The 16,547-nt window shown below is 68.6% G+C and carries 17 protein-coding genes; 10 read left to right on the top strand and 7 right to left on the bottom strand.

Features of this window, described 5'->3' with window-relative positions:
- Positions 1 to 61: 61 nt before the first annotated feature.
- From AC6LJ2_RS02795 to AC6LJ2_RS02780, 4 genes are all read right to left on the bottom strand, one after another.
- Positions 62 to 523 carry a type II toxin-antitoxin system YhaV family toxin gene (locus tag AC6LJ2_RS02795; RefSeq protein WP_445658755.1) on the bottom strand — a complete coding sequence of 154 codons (462 nt, stop codon included), beginning with the start codon at positions 521 to 523 and terminating at the stop codon, positions 62 to 64.
- Entirely contained in the window at positions 523 to 840 is a 318-nt protein-coding gene (locus AC6LJ2_RS02790) for a type II toxin-antitoxin system PrlF family antitoxin (RefSeq protein ID WP_263911862.1), read from the bottom strand. Before AC6LJ2_RS02790 ends, AC6LJ2_RS02795 begins: the two co-directional genes overlap by 1 nt.
- 168 nt (positions 841 to 1,008) lie before the next feature.
- A complete protein-coding gene (locus AC6LJ2_RS02785) occupies positions 1,009 to 1,407 on the bottom strand; it encodes a hypothetical protein (protein WP_498150708.1) in 399 nt (132 codons plus the stop codon).
- Positions 1,408 to 1,528: 121 nt separating this feature from the next.
- Positions 1,529 to 2,446, bottom strand: coding sequence for a LysR family transcriptional regulator (locus tag AC6LJ2_RS02780; protein ID WP_263911864.1), 918 nt, complete (start codon positions 2,444 to 2,446; stop codon positions 1,529 to 1,531).
- 158 nt (positions 2,447 to 2,604) lie between these two features.
- On the opposite strand from AC6LJ2_RS02780, the gene AC6LJ2_RS02775 reads away from it, so the two are divergent.
- The gene (locus AC6LJ2_RS02775; protein WP_445658757.1) at positions 2,605 to 3,885 is read left to right on the top strand and encodes an MFS transporter; all 1,281 of its coding nucleotides are present in this window, start codon (positions 2,605 to 2,607) and stop codon (positions 3,883 to 3,885) included.
- Here AC6LJ2_RS02775 and AC6LJ2_RS02770 read toward each other — a convergent pair.
- Complete coding sequence (locus AC6LJ2_RS02770) at positions 3,882 to 5,099, bottom strand: MFS transporter (protein ID WP_498150707.1); 1,218 nt, start codon at positions 5,097 to 5,099, stop codon at positions 3,882 to 3,884. The genes AC6LJ2_RS02775 and AC6LJ2_RS02770 overlap by 4 nt on opposite strands.
- A 103-nt stretch (positions 5,100 to 5,202) precedes the next feature.
- The gene (locus AC6LJ2_RS02765) at positions 5,203 to 5,784 is read right to left on the bottom strand and encodes a TetR/AcrR family transcriptional regulator (protein ID WP_498150706.1); all 582 of its coding nucleotides are present in this window, start codon (positions 5,782 to 5,784) and stop codon (positions 5,203 to 5,205) included.
- Between the two features lie 336 nt (positions 5,785 to 6,120).
- On the opposite strand from AC6LJ2_RS02765, the gene AC6LJ2_RS02760 reads away from it, so the two are divergent.
- Positions 6,121 to 7,686 carry an ABC transporter substrate-binding protein gene (locus tag AC6LJ2_RS02760; protein ID WP_445658760.1) on the top strand — a complete coding sequence of 522 codons (1,566 nt, stop codon included), beginning with the start codon at positions 6,121 to 6,123 and terminating at the stop codon, positions 7,684 to 7,686.
- Between the two features lie 44 nt (positions 7,687 to 7,730).
- Here the strand turns inward: AC6LJ2_RS02760 and AC6LJ2_RS02755 are convergent, their stop codons facing one another.
- Entirely contained in the window at positions 7,731 to 8,648 is a 918-nt protein-coding gene (locus tag AC6LJ2_RS02755; RefSeq protein WP_263911869.1) for a LysR family transcriptional regulator, read from the bottom strand.
- A gap of 115 nt (positions 8,649 to 8,763) precedes the next feature.
- Between AC6LJ2_RS02755 and AC6LJ2_RS02750 the strand changes: the two genes are divergently transcribed.
- The 8 genes from AC6LJ2_RS02750 to AC6LJ2_RS02715 are packed head-to-tail and all read left to right on the top strand — an operon-like array spanning position 8,764 to position 16,480.
- On the top strand, positions 8,764 to 9,891 hold the full coding sequence (locus tag AC6LJ2_RS02750; RefSeq protein ID WP_498150705.1) for an NAD(P)/FAD-dependent oxidoreductase: 1,128 nt from the start codon (positions 8,764 to 8,766) through the stop codon (positions 9,889 to 9,891).
- Positions 9,872 to 10,168 carry a (2Fe-2S)-binding protein gene (locus AC6LJ2_RS02745; protein ID WP_263911871.1) on the top strand — a complete coding sequence of 99 codons (297 nt, stop codon included), beginning with the start codon at positions 9,872 to 9,874 and terminating at the stop codon, positions 10,166 to 10,168. Before AC6LJ2_RS02750 ends, AC6LJ2_RS02745 begins: the two co-directional genes overlap by 20 nt.
- Entirely contained in the window at positions 10,165 to 11,565 is a 1,401-nt protein-coding gene (locus AC6LJ2_RS02740) for an FAD-dependent oxidoreductase (protein WP_445658764.1), read from the top strand. The genes AC6LJ2_RS02745 and AC6LJ2_RS02740 overlap by 4 nt, the downstream gene beginning before the upstream one ends.
- Complete coding sequence (locus AC6LJ2_RS02735) at positions 11,562 to 12,701, top strand: FAD-dependent oxidoreductase (protein ID WP_263911875.1); 1,140 nt, start codon at positions 11,562 to 11,564, stop codon at positions 12,699 to 12,701. Before AC6LJ2_RS02740 ends, AC6LJ2_RS02735 begins: the two co-directional genes overlap by 4 nt.
- Positions 12,698 to 13,639: an ABC transporter permease gene (locus AC6LJ2_RS02730; protein ID WP_263911876.1), complete on the top strand. Its 942-nt coding sequence runs from the start codon at positions 12,698 to 12,700 to the stop codon at positions 13,637 to 13,639. Before AC6LJ2_RS02735 ends, AC6LJ2_RS02730 begins: the two co-directional genes overlap by 4 nt.
- Complete coding sequence (locus AC6LJ2_RS02725; RefSeq protein WP_263911878.1) at positions 13,636 to 14,508, top strand: ABC transporter permease subunit; 873 nt, start codon at positions 13,636 to 13,638, stop codon at positions 14,506 to 14,508. Before AC6LJ2_RS02730 ends, AC6LJ2_RS02725 begins: the two co-directional genes overlap by 4 nt.
- Positions 14,505 to 15,500: an ABC transporter ATP-binding protein gene (locus AC6LJ2_RS02720; protein WP_263911879.1), complete on the top strand. Its 996-nt coding sequence runs from the start codon at positions 14,505 to 14,507 to the stop codon at positions 15,498 to 15,500. Before AC6LJ2_RS02725 ends, AC6LJ2_RS02720 begins: the two co-directional genes overlap by 4 nt.
- Entirely contained in the window at positions 15,497 to 16,480 is a 984-nt protein-coding gene (locus tag AC6LJ2_RS02715) for an ABC transporter ATP-binding protein (RefSeq protein WP_445658767.1), read from the top strand. Before AC6LJ2_RS02720 ends, AC6LJ2_RS02715 begins: the two co-directional genes overlap by 4 nt.
- Positions 16,481 to 16,547: the final 67 nt, after the last annotated feature.

Below are 16,547 nucleotides of genomic sequence, written 5' to 3'. Positions count from 1 at the left end.
ATGATAGCTGATTCAAATAGCGAGCTACCCAGGGAAAGGCGGTAGACGATGACCACGCGGATCAGCGCTCCAGCGAGGTCAACTCAGCTTGGCTGGCAGCCTTCAAAGCCGCCCAATCATCCGGGGGGTGACCCCGGCCCAGCATTCTTTCGAACAACGCATAGGGGTCGGATTTGCTGCCGGCCGCGCGCAGGGATTGTTCATCGTTGACCCAGGCGTAAATAATGACCTTCGACGTCGAGTCGTAGCGAAAGAACAGCCGGAACCGACGTCCGATCTTTGCTCTGCGCCAATGCCGATAATCAGGCCCCAGCGTATTGCCTTGTCGGAAATCGTCGCGCGAAGGGTCGCCGGGAACGACGTCCAACATCAGATGGCTCAAGGCGCGGAACAATTTCACGTTGGCATTGCTGTCGACATGCGCTGGCTCGTTCTGTTCGGCACGTCGCATGGCGCCATGCAACTTGCGCATTTGCTCGATCACGCCTTCATGGAACAGCAGCGTCCAGCCGTGGCGTTGCATCAGAGCGCCACGTCGCCGTCGATGTCTTCGTCCAAGGGGCGAGCGCGGCCGGCATTGTCCAGCATTGCCTGCGCAAGATCTGGAGGCAGCACTTGCAGGTGCTGTCCCGATCGGATGTCAGCCTCCAGCAAACGCAAGAATGCGCCAATCGCAGGGTCGGCGTGCTCGGCGTCTGCACGGGTGACGACGACCTCGCCGTCGCGTAGGTCAAAGGCAACCTTTCCGCCTACGTCAACACCGAGTGCCTGGCGGATGGATTTGGGCAGGGTCAGCTGTCCTTTGGCGGTCAGGGTCGCCACTTCGTGGATGTCGTGCATTGGACTCTCCCATAGGGATGTTCCATTGTAAGGAAAATTCCTTACCAGATCAAAATGGCTGTCCACACACAACATACGACGCTCCCGGTTTCAAGGAAGTATTGCATCTGGGGGCCTGCCTGCCATTGCGTACAGACCGCAGAAAGCTGCCAATCAGACCAATCCCGGCTATTCCCGTGTTCCTTGCAGACTGCGGGCCGCGATGGCGCTTTCGACTTCGGGCGACAACTGCGTGGCGCGCTTCACTGCTGACAGCGCGCCTCGCGTCACAACAAAATCGGCCTCGGGCAAGCGTTTGTCTTTGGGGGCGCCGTTGGCATTGGCCAGCATGAAAACGTAGCCTTTGCTGCTGCCCGCGACGGGAAATGCGATCGCAGTGGCTTCGGAACCCAATGCGTTCGGCACGATGAGGTACGGCTCGCGATGGTCGAGATCGCGATACTGGTATTCAAGCGCTTGAAGGATGGAGTACTCGTGCAGGTTGGCGGCTTCGTTTTTCTGCGCATCGCAGCCGCCGAGCAACGCGAGCGATAGCGCAAACAACGTCTTGGTTGATCTGGTTTTCATGTGGTCTGTGGGAGATGTCTTTCGGTCGGCCAGTTCATCCGGATCGGATGGCGCATTCAGCCTACGTGCGGCGCAGCCACGCGTATATGCGATCTTTCTGAAAAATTCGAGGAGACGTCGGTCATTTCCCCCAGGGCGCACCGAGCGCCCAGCGCGCCGCGATCTCGTCGATCAAGCGCCTCACCTTGGGCGCCAGGTGCCGCCGGTGCGGATACACCGCGCAGACCGGCGCACCGGGCGGGGCGTAGCTTTCCAGCAGTGCTACCAGTCGGCCCTGCCGCAGGTCGTCGCCTACCAGAAAGGCGCCCAGCTGCACGATGCCGGCGCCGGCCAGGGCGGCGTCGCGCAGGGCTTCGGTGTTGTCCAGCCGCATGCGGCCGGCGATTTGCACGTTGCGGTCCCGGTCGTGATGGGCATAGCGCCACGGCACCAGCGCGCCCATGTGAGTAAAGGCCAGCGTCTGGTGGCGCGGCAGGTCGTCGGGCGAGGCGGGCGCGCCATGGCGGTCCAGGTAGGCGGGGGCGGCGCAGGTGATCAAGCGGTGCGGCGCCAGCACGCGGCGTACCAGTCGGCTGTCGGCTTCGCCGCCGATGCGGATGGCGACGTCGATGCCGTCGCGCACCAGGTCGGTGTAGTCGTCCGAGAAGCTGACGTCGGCGTCGACCTCGGGCCATTGCGCCAGGTAGTCGTGCAGCAGCGGCATGAGGTGCAGCCGTCCCAGCGCCACCGGCAGGTCGATGCGCAGGCGGCCGCGCGGCGCTTCCTGGCGGCTGGCCATGGCGTCGGTGGCGTTGTCGACTTCGGCCAGGATGCGCTGCGCATGCTCGTAGAACACCCGGCCTTCGTCGCTTAAGCTGACGCTGCGGGTACTGCGGTGCAGCAGCCGTGCGCCCAGGCTTTGTTCGAGTCGAGCAATGCACTTGCCGATGGCCGAGCGCGACAAGCCAAGTTTTTCTGAGGCCAGCGTGAAGCTCTGCGCGTCGGCCACGCGCACGAAGGCGAGCACGTCGCCGAGATGGTCGATGCCGGGGATAGTCATGGAAAGCGCTCCGGAGTTCGCATTGCTGCCTGAATTCTGATTGTCGACGATTTGTCCCTTGTGTTGCTAAATAAGCCTGCTTTATCTGGAATGTGGAATCAGTAGACTGCCTGGAAGAACCCGCTGCTCGGGCTTGTTGCCTAACGAGACACTTCCCCATGACACGCACGAACCACGACGCCGCCGCTGGCGGATCCGGCTTTCACATCGACCCCGCCGCCCGCCCCGACGACTGGGGCGCGGTCGCCGCGGCCGGCCTGGCGACCTTCTGCGTCGTCACCACCGAGATGCTGCCGGTGGGCTTGCTGGTGCCGATCACCGACAGCCTGGGCGTGTCGGTGGGCCTGGGCGGGTTGCTGATGTTCGTGCCCGGCATTCTGGCGGCCCTGTGCGCGCCGCTGGTGGTGGTGGGCGCGCGCGGCATCGACCGGCGGCGCATTCTCTGCGGCCTGCTGTTGTTGCTGGCCGGCGCCAATCTGGCCAGCGCGCTGGCGCCGGGCCTGGCGTGGTTTCTGGCGGCGCGGGTGCTGGTGGGCGTGTGCATCGGTGGCATCTGGGCGGTGGCGGGCGGCTTGGCTGGCCGGCTGGTGGCGCCCGCGTCCGTCGGCCTGGCCACCGCCGTGATTTTTGGCGGCGTGGCGGTGGCGTCGGTGCTGGGCGTACCGCTGGGGGCGCTGGTTGGCGACCTGGCAGGATGGCGCAGCGCGTTCGGCGCGATGGCCGGGTTGAGCGCCGCGGTGCTGCTGTGGGCCGCGCTGTCGCTGCCGTCGTTGCCGGTGGCACGGTCTATCACCGGGCATGAACTGTTGGGCCAGCTGCGCAATCCGGCGTTGCGGCGCGGGCTGTTCATCACGTTGTTTTTGGTGGCTGGTCATTTCATGGCCTATACCTTTGTACGGCCGCTGCTGCAGTCCCAGGCGGGCTTTGCGCAAAGCTGGATCGGGCCGCTGCTGTTCGCTTATGGCGTGGCCGGCATCGCCGGCAATTTCCTGGCCGGCGGGGCGGCGGCGCGGCGCTTGCGTCCGACCTTGCTGGCCATTGTGCTGGGACTGTTGGTCACGTTGACGTTGTTGCCGTGGCTGGGGGGCCTGCGTCCTGGCGCGGTGGCGCTATTGCTGCTGTGGGGCCTGTCCTATGGCGGCGTGTCGGTTGCCTTGCAGACCTGGATGATGCAGGCCGCCCGCGACGCGGTCGAGGCGGCGACCTCGCTGTTCGTGGGCGTGTTCAACCTGGCGATTGCCTTGGGGGCGCTCGCGGGCGGGGCCAGCGTGGACCGCTGGGGCCTGTCCGCCACGCTGCTGATCGCCGCGGCCTGCATGCTGGCGCCGCTGGCGGCAATCGCGTGGCGGGGCGGACCTGGCGGCGGGCCGTCCCGCAGGCCGGCAGCCGATATGCCCAAGGGCCTGCGCGAGGCTTCTTTTTGCGCTGACAGGCCCTAGGCCCGATGCCCCGCCCGAAAGCCATGCCCGCGCGCCTGCCACGCCGCCAGCAGCGCAATACCGGCCACCGCCGCGACCGTCCAGGTAAACGACCCCGCGCCCGCTGTGTCCAGCAGCACCCCGCCCAGCACCCCGCCGCAGGCGATGGCCAGGTTGAAGATGGTGACCAGCATCGATTGCGCCACGTCGGAATGTTCGCCGGCGGTATCGGCGATGGCCGTCTGCAACAGGGTCGGCGCACCGCCGAAACTCAGGCCCCACAGTGCCACGCCAGTCAGCACCGCAGCCGGATGGTTGCCGGCGATGCCCAGCGCGCAGGCCGTCAGGGCGAACAGCGCCAGCGAGCCCAGCGTCATGGCGCGCAGCCGGCGATCCACCTGCAGGCCGATCAGCCACAGGCCCGCGACGGCGCTGGCGCCGAACACCAGCAGCACCGCATCCACCTGTACCGGCTGGCCGTGGTGTGCCAGGTAGGGTGCGATATACGTATAGAGCACGTTGTGCGCCAGGATCCAGGTGAACAGCACGAACAGGATCGGGCGGATGCCGGGCATGAGAAAGGTGCGCGCGATGGACTGGCGCTGGCGCGCGGCCTGGCCGGCGAAATCAGGCACGGCCGCGCGTACCCACACCACCAGCGCCAGCGACACGCTGGCCATGATCCAGAACACGCCGCGCCAGTCCATCATGCTGCCGAGCCAGGCGCCGGCCGGCACGCCCAGGCACAGGGCCAGGGGCTGGCCCGCGCCCCCCACCGCCAGCGCCCGGCCTTGCTGGCGGGGCGGCACCAGGCGCCGGGCATAGCCCGCCAACAGGCCCCACAGCAGGCCGGCGGCCATGCCGCCGATGAAGCGCGCCGCCAGCGTCAACCCGTAGTGGCTGGACAAGGCGGTGACGACGTTGAAGACGCACAGGCACGCCAGGGCCAGCAGCAGCAATGGCCGGCGGTTCCAGCTGCGGGTGGCGGCGATGATGGGAATGGCCGTCAGCACCGAGCCGGTGGCAAACAGGGTGACCAGTTGCCCGGCAAGGGATTCCGAGACGCCCAGGCCGTGGCCGATCTGCGGCAGCAGGCCGGCGGGCACGGTCTCGGTCATGATGGTGATGAAGCCGGCCAGCGCCATGGCCAGCAGTTTGCCCAGCGGCAGGCTTTCAGGGGTGTCGGGCAGGCTGGCGCTGGCGGGCAGCGCGGAGGAAGAGGAGGGGGGTGTCATGGTTCGCGGGGATTGAAACACAGGTTAAATTGGAACGATCATTCCAATATGGGGTAAAAAAATGCGGGCACCACAGGGCGACCGCGGGGATTGAGAACGGGTGCTACAGCGCGCCCAGCGCCACCGCCATCACGTCCGCCAGCCACTGGCGGCGTTCGCGGGCGTTGTTGCCCTTGCTGACCACGCGCAGGCCCTGGATGGTGGTGACGATGAAGCGGGCCAGCGCGCGCGGCGACTTGCCGGCGTCGATCTCGCCGGATGCCTGCGCGTCGGCCAGGATTTTCTCCAGTGCTTTTTCCAGGCGCTGGAAATTGCGCCGCACCAGCTCGGCCACGGCTTCGTCCTGGCCGGCCATTTCCAGCGAGGCGTTGGCCACCAGGCAGCCGCGCCGGGTGGCTTCGCGCAGTTCGTCGTCGGCAATGAAGTCGAGCAGGCGGCCGATGCGTTCGCGCGCGGTGCCGGGCCGCGCCAACAGTTCCAGGTTGGCGACGGTCAGTTCGTGGTAGCGGCGCAGCGCGGCCTCGTACAGGCCCTGCTTGCTGCCGAAGGCGTTGTACAGGCTGCCGCGGCCCAGGCCGGTGCCGTCGACCAGGTCCTGCACCGACGTGGCGGCATAGCCGCGTTGCCAGAACACGTGCATGGCGGCGTCGGCGACGTCGTCGGGTTCGAAGTCCTTGGTGCGCATGGCGGCCTTTGTGGAATGTTCGTTCAAATAAGAATACGGGCGGTGGCGAGCCCGGTCAAGCGAGACCCTGCGCCCCGCAGGGGCTTGCCAGTGTCGCCGTGCCCTCAGTGTTTTCCCTGAATTTGCCGTCTTTTTGCGTATCAGTACTAACCACTAGGCGTGCCGGGCGTCACGGGCGACGGGGCGCACGCAACCGCCTTCGTATAACCCTGGAGAATAGGGTCTGCAGGGATAGGACTTTGACGCCATGGGCTTGCCGCTTCTAGTCTGCCAGCACGCTGTACCGCTGACTGCAGACCACGACAAGCCGCCTCCGTGCGGCGCACAAGGGAAGTCATGAAACGTCCTGCCTCTTTCGTCTTTGCCGCCGCGCTGGCCGCGGCCTGTAGCGCCGGCCTGACCGCGCCCGCCCACGCCCAGGATCGCCCGCTGCTGCGCATCAGCTCGGGCGCCGCCGACAACGCCTCGCTGGACCCGCACCGCGCCACGTCCACGGCCGACAAGGGCGTGGCCGCGCAGATGTTCGACGCGCTGGTGCGCTTTCCGGCCGGCAGCGCCGACCCCAAGGCGCTGGAGCCGGACCTGGCCGAACGCTGGGAAGCCTCGCCGGACAGCAAGACCTGGACGTTCCACCTGCGCCATGGCGTGCCGTTCCACGCCGGCTATGGCGAACTGAAGGCCGACGACGTGGTCTATTCGATCCAGCGCGCCGCCGACCCCAACCGGTCCAGCTTCGCCGCCACGTTCGCGCTGATCGACAGCGTCGAGGCGCTGGACGACTACACCGTGCGCTTCACGTTGAAGTATCCGGATGCCGCATTCCTGGGCCGCGTGTCGAATTATCACGGCGGCAATATCGTCAGCAAGAAAGCCGCCGAAAAGCTGGGCGACAAGTTCGGCGCCTCGCCGGTGGGCACCGGGCCGTTCGCCTTTGGCGAACACGTCACGCAGCAATATGTGAAGCTGGTGGCCAACGATGCCTACTTTCGCGGCAAGCCCAAGTTGGGCGGCATCATGTACCGCATGATCCCGTCGGACAGCGCCCGCGAACTGGCGTTCACGTCCAACGAAATCGACATCATGCAGGGCAAGCGCGAACAGCGCTGGGTCGAACGCTCGGCCAAGCGCGGCATGCAGGTCGACATCTTCGAACCCGCGGAATTTCGCACGCTGCACATCAACCGCAACATCAAGCCGCTGGACAACCTGAAGGTGCGCCAGGCCATTGCCGCCGCCATCAACGTCGACGAGATCGTGCGCTATGCCGGCAAGGACGTGGCCGAAAAGGGCTGCTCGGTGGTGCCCAACGGCTACCTGGGCCAGGACTGCGGCGCGGGCGGCTATGCCTACGACCCGGACCGCGCCCGCAAGCTGCTGGCCGAGGCGGGCTTTCCGAACGGCATCGAGATCAAGTCGATCGTGTCGAACATCTCGGCACAGCAGCCCATCATGGAAATCGTGCAGGCGCAGCTGGCCAAGGCCGGCATCAAGCTCAACATGGAAGTGGTGGATCACGCCACCTACCAGGCCAAGAGCCGCCAGGACCTGAGCGGCCTGGTGTTCTACGGCGCGGCGCGCTTTCCCAACGCCGATACCTACCTGACCGAGTTCTACGACTCGGCCGCCGCCATCGGCGCGCCGGCCGCGATGTCGAATTTTTCGCACTGCTCGGTGGCCGACGATGCCATCCGCCAGGCCCGCGTCGAACCCGACGCCGCCCGCCAGCTGGCGCTGTGGAAAGCGGCCCAGGCCAGGATCCACGACGACGTCTGCGCGGTGCCGCTGTTCGGGCTCAAGCAGGTCTGGGTGCACAGCGACCGGGTGAACTACGGCTATGCGCTCAAGGGCGCGCTGAACCTGCAGCCGCCCATCACCGAGCTGACCACGGTGAAGGCGCCTTGATGGCCGACGTCCGGCACGCGGGCTGGCCGCGTCACCGGGCGCCATCAATTGCCCTTGAGCACTTCCCGGGACACCTGCGCGGCCACGTCGCGGGCCGCCTGGACAAAGGCCTCGACCAACGCCGCATTGCGTGAAGCCTGCGTGCGGCAGAGCTGGAAATGGAAATTCAATTCCGGATCGAACCGCCGCAGCACCAGGCGGCTTTGAAACCCTTCGGCAAATAGCGGATGAATCAACGACACTCCCAGGCCCGCGGCGACGAACTCGCACACCGTTGGCGCCGTGCTGGTATCGAGCACGACGTTCAGCCGGGCGTCCGACGCCTCGAACGCCTGCAACACCAGCGCCTGCGTCTGGCTGTCGGCGCCGAACGACACGAACGGCAGGCCGTCCAGGTCGCGCGGCCGGATCACACGCTTGCGCGTGAGCTCGTGATTGACGGGCAGGGCGCACACCAGCGGAAAGCGGAACAGGGCCTCGCGTTCGATATACGGGTTGTCGACCCGGCTGCCCACCAGCGCCACGTCGATGTGGCGGGTGGCCAGCCAGTCGGCCAGGAACAGCGACCCGCGGATCTGGATCGACACCCGCACGTCGGGCTGGCTTTCCAGGAACCGCATGGTGGCGCGGCGGATGAACGAGCCCGCCAAGGCCGGCAGCACGCCCACCGTCAAGGTGCGCTGCTCGTCGCGACGGATCGAATCCACCGCCTGTTCCACCTGCCGCAGGCCGCTGAAAACGCGGTCGATTTCCTGGTACAGGCGCATGCCCTGGGCGGTCAGCGCCAGCTTGCCGCGCACGCGGTCGAACAGCGCCAGCCCTGTGTCGGCTTCCAGGTGCGACAGCAGCTTGCTCACCGCGGGCTGCGACACGCCCAGCACGACGGCGGCCTGGCTGACGGTGCCGTGTTCCACCACCGCCTTGAAGGCTTCGATCTGCCGCAGGTTCAGGGTCTCTTTCATGCCATAACCTCACAGGGCTGTGGCCCGGTTGCCAGTCGCAAAGGTTATAGCGTGGCGGGTGGCCATGCAAGGATGCGCGACGCCGCCGCAACCTCTCTTGCCAGGACCCCGCACCATGGCGCATGACTACGACGTGATCGTGGCCGGCGCCGGCATGGTCGGCGCCGCGGTGGCCTACGGCCTGGCCTGCGCGGGGCAGCGCGTGCTGCTGCTGGACGGCGGCGATACCGACTACCGCGCCGCCAAGGCCAACTTCGGCCTGGTCTGGCTGCAGGGCAAGGGCCATGGCTACCCCGCCTACCAGCGGCTGTCGCACCAGGCCGTAGAGGCGTGGCCGGATTTCGCCCGCCAGTTGCAAGACGACAGCGGCATCGCGCTGGACTACGAGCAGCGCGGCGGCCTGCATTTCTGCATGAGTGACGATGAGCTGGCCCGCCGCGCCGCCCGCCTGGACGCCTGGCACGGGCAGGCGCCGGACCTGCCGTCCTGTACCCGGATACTGGATCGCGCCGAGCTGCGGCGCCGCTTTCCCACGCTGCTACTGGGCGACGCGGTGGCCGGCGCCAGCCTGGGCGAGCAGGACGGCCATGTCAATCCGCTGCGCCTGCTGGCGGCGCTGCAGGCCGCGTTTCTGCGGCGCGGCGGTCACTTGCGCAACCGCCACGCGGTAACGGCCATCACCCATGCCACCGGCGGCGGCGTGCAGGTCAGCGCCGGCGCCTTGCAAGCCCGCGCGTCGCGCCTGCTCATCGCCGCCGGCCTGGGTTCCGCCGCGCTGGGCGCGATGGTCGGGCTGGACGTGCCGCTGCGGCCGCAACGCGGCCAGATCCTGGTCACCGAGCGCCTGGCGCCCTTGCTGCCAGTGCCCGCCAGCGGCATGCGCCAGACGGGCGAGGGCACCGTCATGGTGGGCCTGACGCAGGAAGACGTCGGCTACGACCTGGGCACCACCTCGGTCGCCGCGGCGCGCATGAGCCGCAACGCCCTGCGCATCCTGCCGGGGCTGGCCGCCGCGCGGCTGGTGCGGCACTGGTCGTGCCTGCGGATCATGACGCCCGACGGCGGTCCGGTCTACGCGCAGTCTCCCACCCACGATGGCGTGTCCATCGCGCTTTGCCATTCCGGCGTGACGCTGGCCTCGTTCCATGCCGGGCCGTACGCCCGCGCGCTGGCCCACGGCACGCCCCTTGAAACCCTGGATGCCTTTCACCATGAGCGCTTCAATGTTCAGAAAGTTGCCTGAGTCCGGCGCGCCCGCGCTGACGCTCACCATCGACGGCGAACCGGTAGCCGCGACCCCCGGCGAGACCGTGGCCGCGGTGCTGCTGCGCCAGGAATCCCCCGCCAGCCGCACCACCCCCGTGAACGAAAGCCCGCGCGCCCCGTTCTGCATGATGGGCGTGTGCTTTGACTGCCTTGCCGTCGTCGACGGCGTGGCGTCCACCCAGACCTGCCTGGTCACCGTGCGCGAAGGCATGCAGGTGCAGCGCCAGTTCGGCAAGCGGAGCGTGCTGCCATGAAACGCGAATTCGATGTGGTGGTGATCGGCGCCGGCCCCGCCGGCATGAGCGCGGCCATCGGCCTGCGGGCCCAAGGCCTGTCGGTGCTGGTGGTGGACGAACAGCCGGCCCCGGGCGGCCAGATCTGGCGCGCGGTCGAAGCGGTGGCGGCCACGCCCACCGGCCGGCTGCTGGGCGACGAATACCGCGCCGGCGCAAGCCTGGCCGAGCGCTTCCGTACCTGTGGCGCGTTCTACGAACCCGATACCCAGGTCTGGCAGATCGAACCTGACTGGCATGTCTACATGACCCGCAAGGGCCGTGCCGAAGTGGTTCGGGCGGCCCGCGTGGTGCTGGCGCTGGGCGCCCAGGAGCGGCCCGCGCCGTTCCCCGGCTGGACCTTGCCCGGCGTGCTGACCGTGGGCGCCGCGCAGATCCTGCTCAAGACCTCGCGCCAGGTGCCGGCCGGCCCTGTCTGGGTGGCCGGCAGCGGCCCCTTGCCCTTGCTGTACATGGCGCAGTTGCTGCGCGCAGGCGGCCAGATCGCCGGCTGGCTGGACACCTCGCCGCCCGGCGGCTGGCGCCGGGCGCTGCCTTGGGCGGGCGACGCGCTGGCCGCCTGGGGCGAGGTGCGCAAGGGCCTGGCCTGGCTGCGCGAAATCCGCGCGGCCGGCGTCAAGCGCGTGCGGGGGGTGACCACGCTGCGCGCGCTGGGCGACGGGCAATTGCGCGAAATCGAATACAGCACGGCCGACGGCCGCGCGGTGCGGGCGCCGGCCAGCGTGCTGCTGTCCCATGAAGGCGTGGTGCCGTCCATCCACATGACCCGCGCGCTGGAATGCACGCACAGCTGGAACGCCCAGCAGGCCTGCCTGGCGCCGGACCTGGACGACTGGGGCCAGGCCAGCCGGTCCGGCATCTTTGTCGCCGGCGACGGCGCCGGCATCGGCGGCGCGCAGGCCGCGTGCGTGCGCGGCGAACTGACGGCGCTGGGCATTGCGCTGCACGCCGGCAAGCTGACGCCGCAGGCCGCGGCCGAGGCGGCAGCGCCCCTGCGCAGCAAGCTGGCCGCGCTGCTGCGGCTGCGTCCCATGCTGGACGCGCTGTATCCGCCGCGCGCCGGCATCTTCGCGCCGCCCGACGACACCATCGTCTGCCGCTGCGAGGAACTGACGGCGGGCGACATCCGCCGCGCCGCCGCCATCGGCCAGCCCGGGCCCAACCAGATCAAGTCCTACACCCGCGCCGGCATGGGTCCGTGCCAGGGCCGCCAGTGCGGCTACACCATCGCCCATATCGTGGCGGCCGAGCAGAAGCGGCCGGTGGCCGAGGTGGGCTTTTACCGCATCCGCCCGCCGCTCAAGCCCTTGACGCTGGGCGAGTTGGCGTCGCTGGACATCGAGGAAGAACAGGCATGAGCGCACGGCATTGCGATGTGATCGTGATCGGCGGCGGCCTGCATGGCCTGTCGGCGGCGCTGCACGTGGCGCGCGAAGGCAAGCGCGTCATCGTCATCGAAAAACACTGGGTCGGCCGCCATGCGTCCGGCGCCACGGCCGCCGGGGTGCGCACGCTGAACCGCGACCTGGGCGAACTGGACCTGTCGCTGGAAGCCATGGACATGTGGCACGCCATGGCGTCGCTGGTGGGCGATGACTGCGGCTTTCATGCCCATGGCCAGATCTGCGTGGCCGAAACGCCCGCGGCGCTGGCCAAGCTGGAGGCGCGCGTGGCGGGCCTGCGCGCCGCCGGCTATACCCACGAGGAAATCATCGGGCCGGACGAGCTGCGTCGCCTGTTGCCCGAACTGAGTCCGCACTGCCTGGGCGCGTCGATCGCACGGCGCGACGGCGCGGCGGATCCACACCGGGCGCTGCGCGCGTTCCGGCGCAGCGCCGAGGCGGCCGGGGTGAGCATCATCGAACATTGCGGCGTGAACGGCCTGGAACAGCAAGGCCAGGACTGGCAGGTGCAGACCGACGCCGGCGGCTACACCGCGCCTTGCGTCATCAACGCCGCAGGCGCCTGGTCGGCGCGCATCGCCGCGATGGCCGGCGACCAGATTCCGCTGTCGGCCAAGTCGTCGATGATGATGGTCAGCGAACGGCTGCGGCCCTTCATCAAGCCGGTGGTGGCCATCATGGGCCGCTCGCTGTCGTTCAAGCAGTCCGACCAGGGCACCCTGGTCATCGGCGGCGGCCTGCAGGGCATTCCCGACCTGGACCGCGAGACGTCCACGGCGCGCATGCGCGTGCTGGCCAAGGGCGCGCGTGCCGCCACCGACCTGTTCCCGGCGGTGCGCGACATCCGCATCGTGCGGGTCTGGGCGGGGCTGGAAGCCAAGACGGACGACATGCTGCCGGTGGTGGGCCCGTCGCCCAACGCGCCCGGCGTGCTGCATGCCTTCGGTTTCTCGGGCCACGGTTTCGAACTGGTGCCGGTGGTGGGCGCCGCGCTGGCCGACCTGGCGCTGCGCGGGCAGACCGCCCGCGCCATCGGCAACCTGCAGGCGGCGCGCTTGATGCAGCCGCCCGCGAAGGAGCAAGCATCATGATGCGTTACGCCATCAAGCGGCTGCTGCTGGCCATCCCCACGCTGCTGGCGATGCTGACCGCGGTCTTCATCCTGGTGCGACTGGTGCCGGGCGACCCGGCCGCCGTCATGCTGGGCGACCAGGCCAGCGCCGAGGCCCTGGCCGCGTTGCGCCTGCGGCTGGGCCTGGATTTGCCCACCTACGTGCAGTACGGCCGCTTCCTGGGCGACATGCTGACGGGCAACTTCGGCGTGTCCATGGCCAGCGGCCGCACCGTGCTGCAAGAGGTGGCGCTGGTGCTGCCCTGGACCTTGCAACTGACCGCCGCCGCCATCCTGATCGGCGTGGTCTTCGGCCTGCCGCTGGGCATCTGGGCGGCGCTGCGCCGCAACGCCTGGCCCGACTACCTGGGCCGCCTGCTGTCCCTGACCGGCCTGTCGTTTCCCGCTTTCGTCTCGGCCATCCTGATGCTGCTGGTGTTCGCCATCCAGCTGCGCTGGTTTCCGGTGATCGGCAGCGGCGGGGCGGGCGACTGGGCTTCGCAGCTGCGCAACCTGGTGCTGCCGGCCTTCAACCTGGGGCTGATCATGATGGCGTACGTCATGCGCGTGACGCGTTCGTCGATGCTGGGCGTCATGGGCGAAGACTACGTCCGCACCGCCCGCGCCAAGGGCGTGCGGCCGGCGCGGCTGATCGTGCGCCACGGCCTGCGCAACGCACTGATTCCCATCGTCACCGTGGTGGGCCTGTATTTCGGCACGCTGATCGGCAACTCGGTGCTGACCGAGATCGTCTTCAACCGCCCCGGCCTGGGCAAGCTGATCCTGGGCGCCCTGAACAGCCGCGACTACACGCTGCTGCAAGGGCTGATGGTGGTGTTCGCGTCCTGCGTGATTGTCGTCAACCTCTTGACCGACCTGGTGTACGGGCTGGTCGATCCCCGGGTGAAATACCAATGAGCGCCGTCGCCACCGCCCCGTCCGCCCGCCCCAACGCCTTGTGGCAGGCCCTGTCCCGCAACCGCCTGTCCTGGGTCGGCATCGGCTTGTTGCTCGTCATCGTGCTGGCCGCCGTGCTGGCGCCCTGGCTGGCGCCGCACGACCCGCTGCAGCAGAACATTGCCTATCGCCTCGAACCGCCGTCGGCCGAATTCTGGCTGGGCACCGACAGCTATGGCCGCGACGTGCTGTCGCGCCTGATCTACGGCGCCCGCGTGTCGCTGCTGGTGGGCTTCGTGGCCATCCTGATCGCCATGTGCATCGGCTCTGCGCTGGGCATCCTGGCCGGCTACGTCGGCGGGCTGGTGGACCAGCTGATCATGGGCCTGGTCGACGTGCTGCTGTCGTTTCCCACGCTGTTGCTGGGCCTGATGGTGGCCGCGATGCTGGGCGCCAGCCTGGAAAACCTGATCATCGCCATCGCCATCACAGAGATCGCGCCGTTCGTGCGGGTGGCGCGGGCCCCCACCATCGCGCTCAAGCAGCGCGACTTCGTCGAAGCGGGCAGGGCGCTGGGCTACGGCCCGCTGCGCCTGATGGGCGCGCACATCCTGCCCAACATGGTGTCCGACGTCGTGGTGCTGGGTTCGCTGTGGATGGCATCCGCCATCCGCACCGAAGCCTCGCTCAGCTTCATCGGGCTGGGCGTGCCGCCGCCTGCGGCCACCTGGGGCAGCATGATCCGCGAAGGCTTCGAGAACATCCTGGACGCCTGGTGGCTGACGGTGTTTCCCAGCGTCGCCATCCTCTTGACCGTGCTGGCGCTCAACCTCTTGGGCGACGCCTTGCGCGACGCCATTGACCCCAAGCTGCGTTCGGAGCGTTCATGACTGCAGAAGCCCCCGTATTGGAACTGCGCGCGCTGCGCACGGAATTCCGCGCTGGCGGCGCCTGGCACGCGGCGGTGCGCGATGTCTCGCTGCAAGTGGGCCGCAACGAAACGCTGGCCGTGGTCGGCGAATCCGGCAGCGGCAAGAGCGTGACCGCGCTGTCGGTGCTGCGCCTGTTGCCCGCTTCCGGCGCCCGCCATGGCGGCGGCCAGGTGCTGCTGGACGGCCAGGACCTCACGGCCCTGTCCGAAAAGCAGATGAGCCGGCTGCGCGGCGAGGCCATCGCCATGATCTTCCAGGAACCGATGACGTCCCTGAACCCCACCATGACGGTGGGCGACCAGATCGCCGAGGCCATCCGGCTGCATCGCAAGCTGTCGTGGAAAGAGGCGCGGCGGCTGGCGCTGGAGGTGCTCGAAGAGGTCAGGATTCCCGCTGCCGCGCGGCGCTTCGACGACTATCCGCACCAGTTCTCGGGCGGCATGCGCCAGCGCGTCATGATCGCGATGGCGCTGGCCTGCAAGCCGCGGGTGCTGCTGGCCGACGAACCCACCACGGCGCTGGACGTCACCATCCAGGCGCAGATCCTGAACCTGCTGTCCGAACTGAAGGCGGCGCACGGCATGGCCGTGCTGTTCATCACCCACAACCTGGGCGTGGTGGCGCAGATCGCCGACCGCGTCGCCGTCATGTATGCGGGCGAAGTGGTCGAGACGGCCGACGTGCAGACGCTGTTCGCGCGGCCCACCCATCCCTATACCGAAGCGCTGCTGCGCGCCATGCCGCGCGTGGACGCCGACAGCCAGGTGCTGGAATCGATTCCGGGCGGCGTACCGGCCATTACGGCGATGCCGGCCGGCTGTGCCTTCGCGCCGCGCTGCCGCCTCAAAGAGGCGCGCTGCGAGGCCCGTCGGCCGGACCTGGCCGGCATCGGCCCGGGTCACCAGGTGCGCTGCGTGGTGCGCGCCGAACCGTACGAGGACAAGGCATGAGCGAGCTGTTGCAGGTGCGCAATCTGGTCAAGCGTTTCGAAAGCGGCGGCGGCTGGCTGGGCGGGCCGCGCCAGACCGTCCGGGCCGTCAACGACGTGTCGTTCAGCGTCGCTCGCGGCCAGTCGCTGGGGCTGGTGGGCGAATCGGGCTGCGGCAAGTCCACCGTGGCGCGCACGCTTTTGCGCCTGATCGAGCCCGACGAAGGCAGCATCGTGTTCGACGGCCACGACATCCGCCAGGCCAGCGCCTCGGCGCTGCGGGCGTTGCGCCAGCGCATCCAGATCGTGTTCCAGGACCCGTACGCCTCGCTCAACCCGCGCCGCACGGTGCGCCAGGCGCTGTCCGAACCCCTGCGCGTGCATCGTCGCGGCACGGCCGCGCAGATCGACGCCAAGATCGAACAGACGATCCAGGAAGTGGGGCTGCCGCTGTCCGCGCTGGACCGCTATCCGCACGAGTTTTCCGGCGGCCAGCGCCAGCGCATCGGCATCGCCCGCGCCCTGGTGCTGGATCCGGAACTGATCGTGGCCGACGAACCCGTGTCGGCGCTGGACGTATCGGTGCAGGCGCAGATCCTGCAATTGCTGGAGCGCCTGAAGCGCGACCGCGGCTTGTCGTTCGTGTTCGTCTCGCACGACCTGGGCGTGGTGCGGCATTTCTGCGATACGGTCTGCGTCATGTACCTGGGCCGCATCATCGAGCGCGGTCCCACCGCGCAGGTGCTGGACCAGCCGCGGCATCCGTACAGCAGGGTGTTGCGCGATTCGTCGCCCGTGCCCGACCCGCAGGCGCGCATCCGGCTGGCCAAAATCGAAGGCGAGATTCCCGCGCCCACCCATCTGCCGCCGGGCTGCACCTTTCATCCGCGCTGCGCGCGGGTCCAGGCGGATTGCAAGCAACGGGTGCCGGCGCTGGCGCAGGACGGCGATCGCGCCGCCGCCTGTTTCCATCCCTTGGCGCCGGGCGACACGGTGGCGTAGGGCAGGGCGGCGCCACCCGTCGGCCCCGACTGCCGCACTCCGTGTGACGCGGCCTTGCGTCACACGG

Source organism: Achromobacter sp. 1014246743 (assembly GCF_059760725.1).
This window is presented reverse-complemented; position numbering and strand designations above follow the sequence as displayed.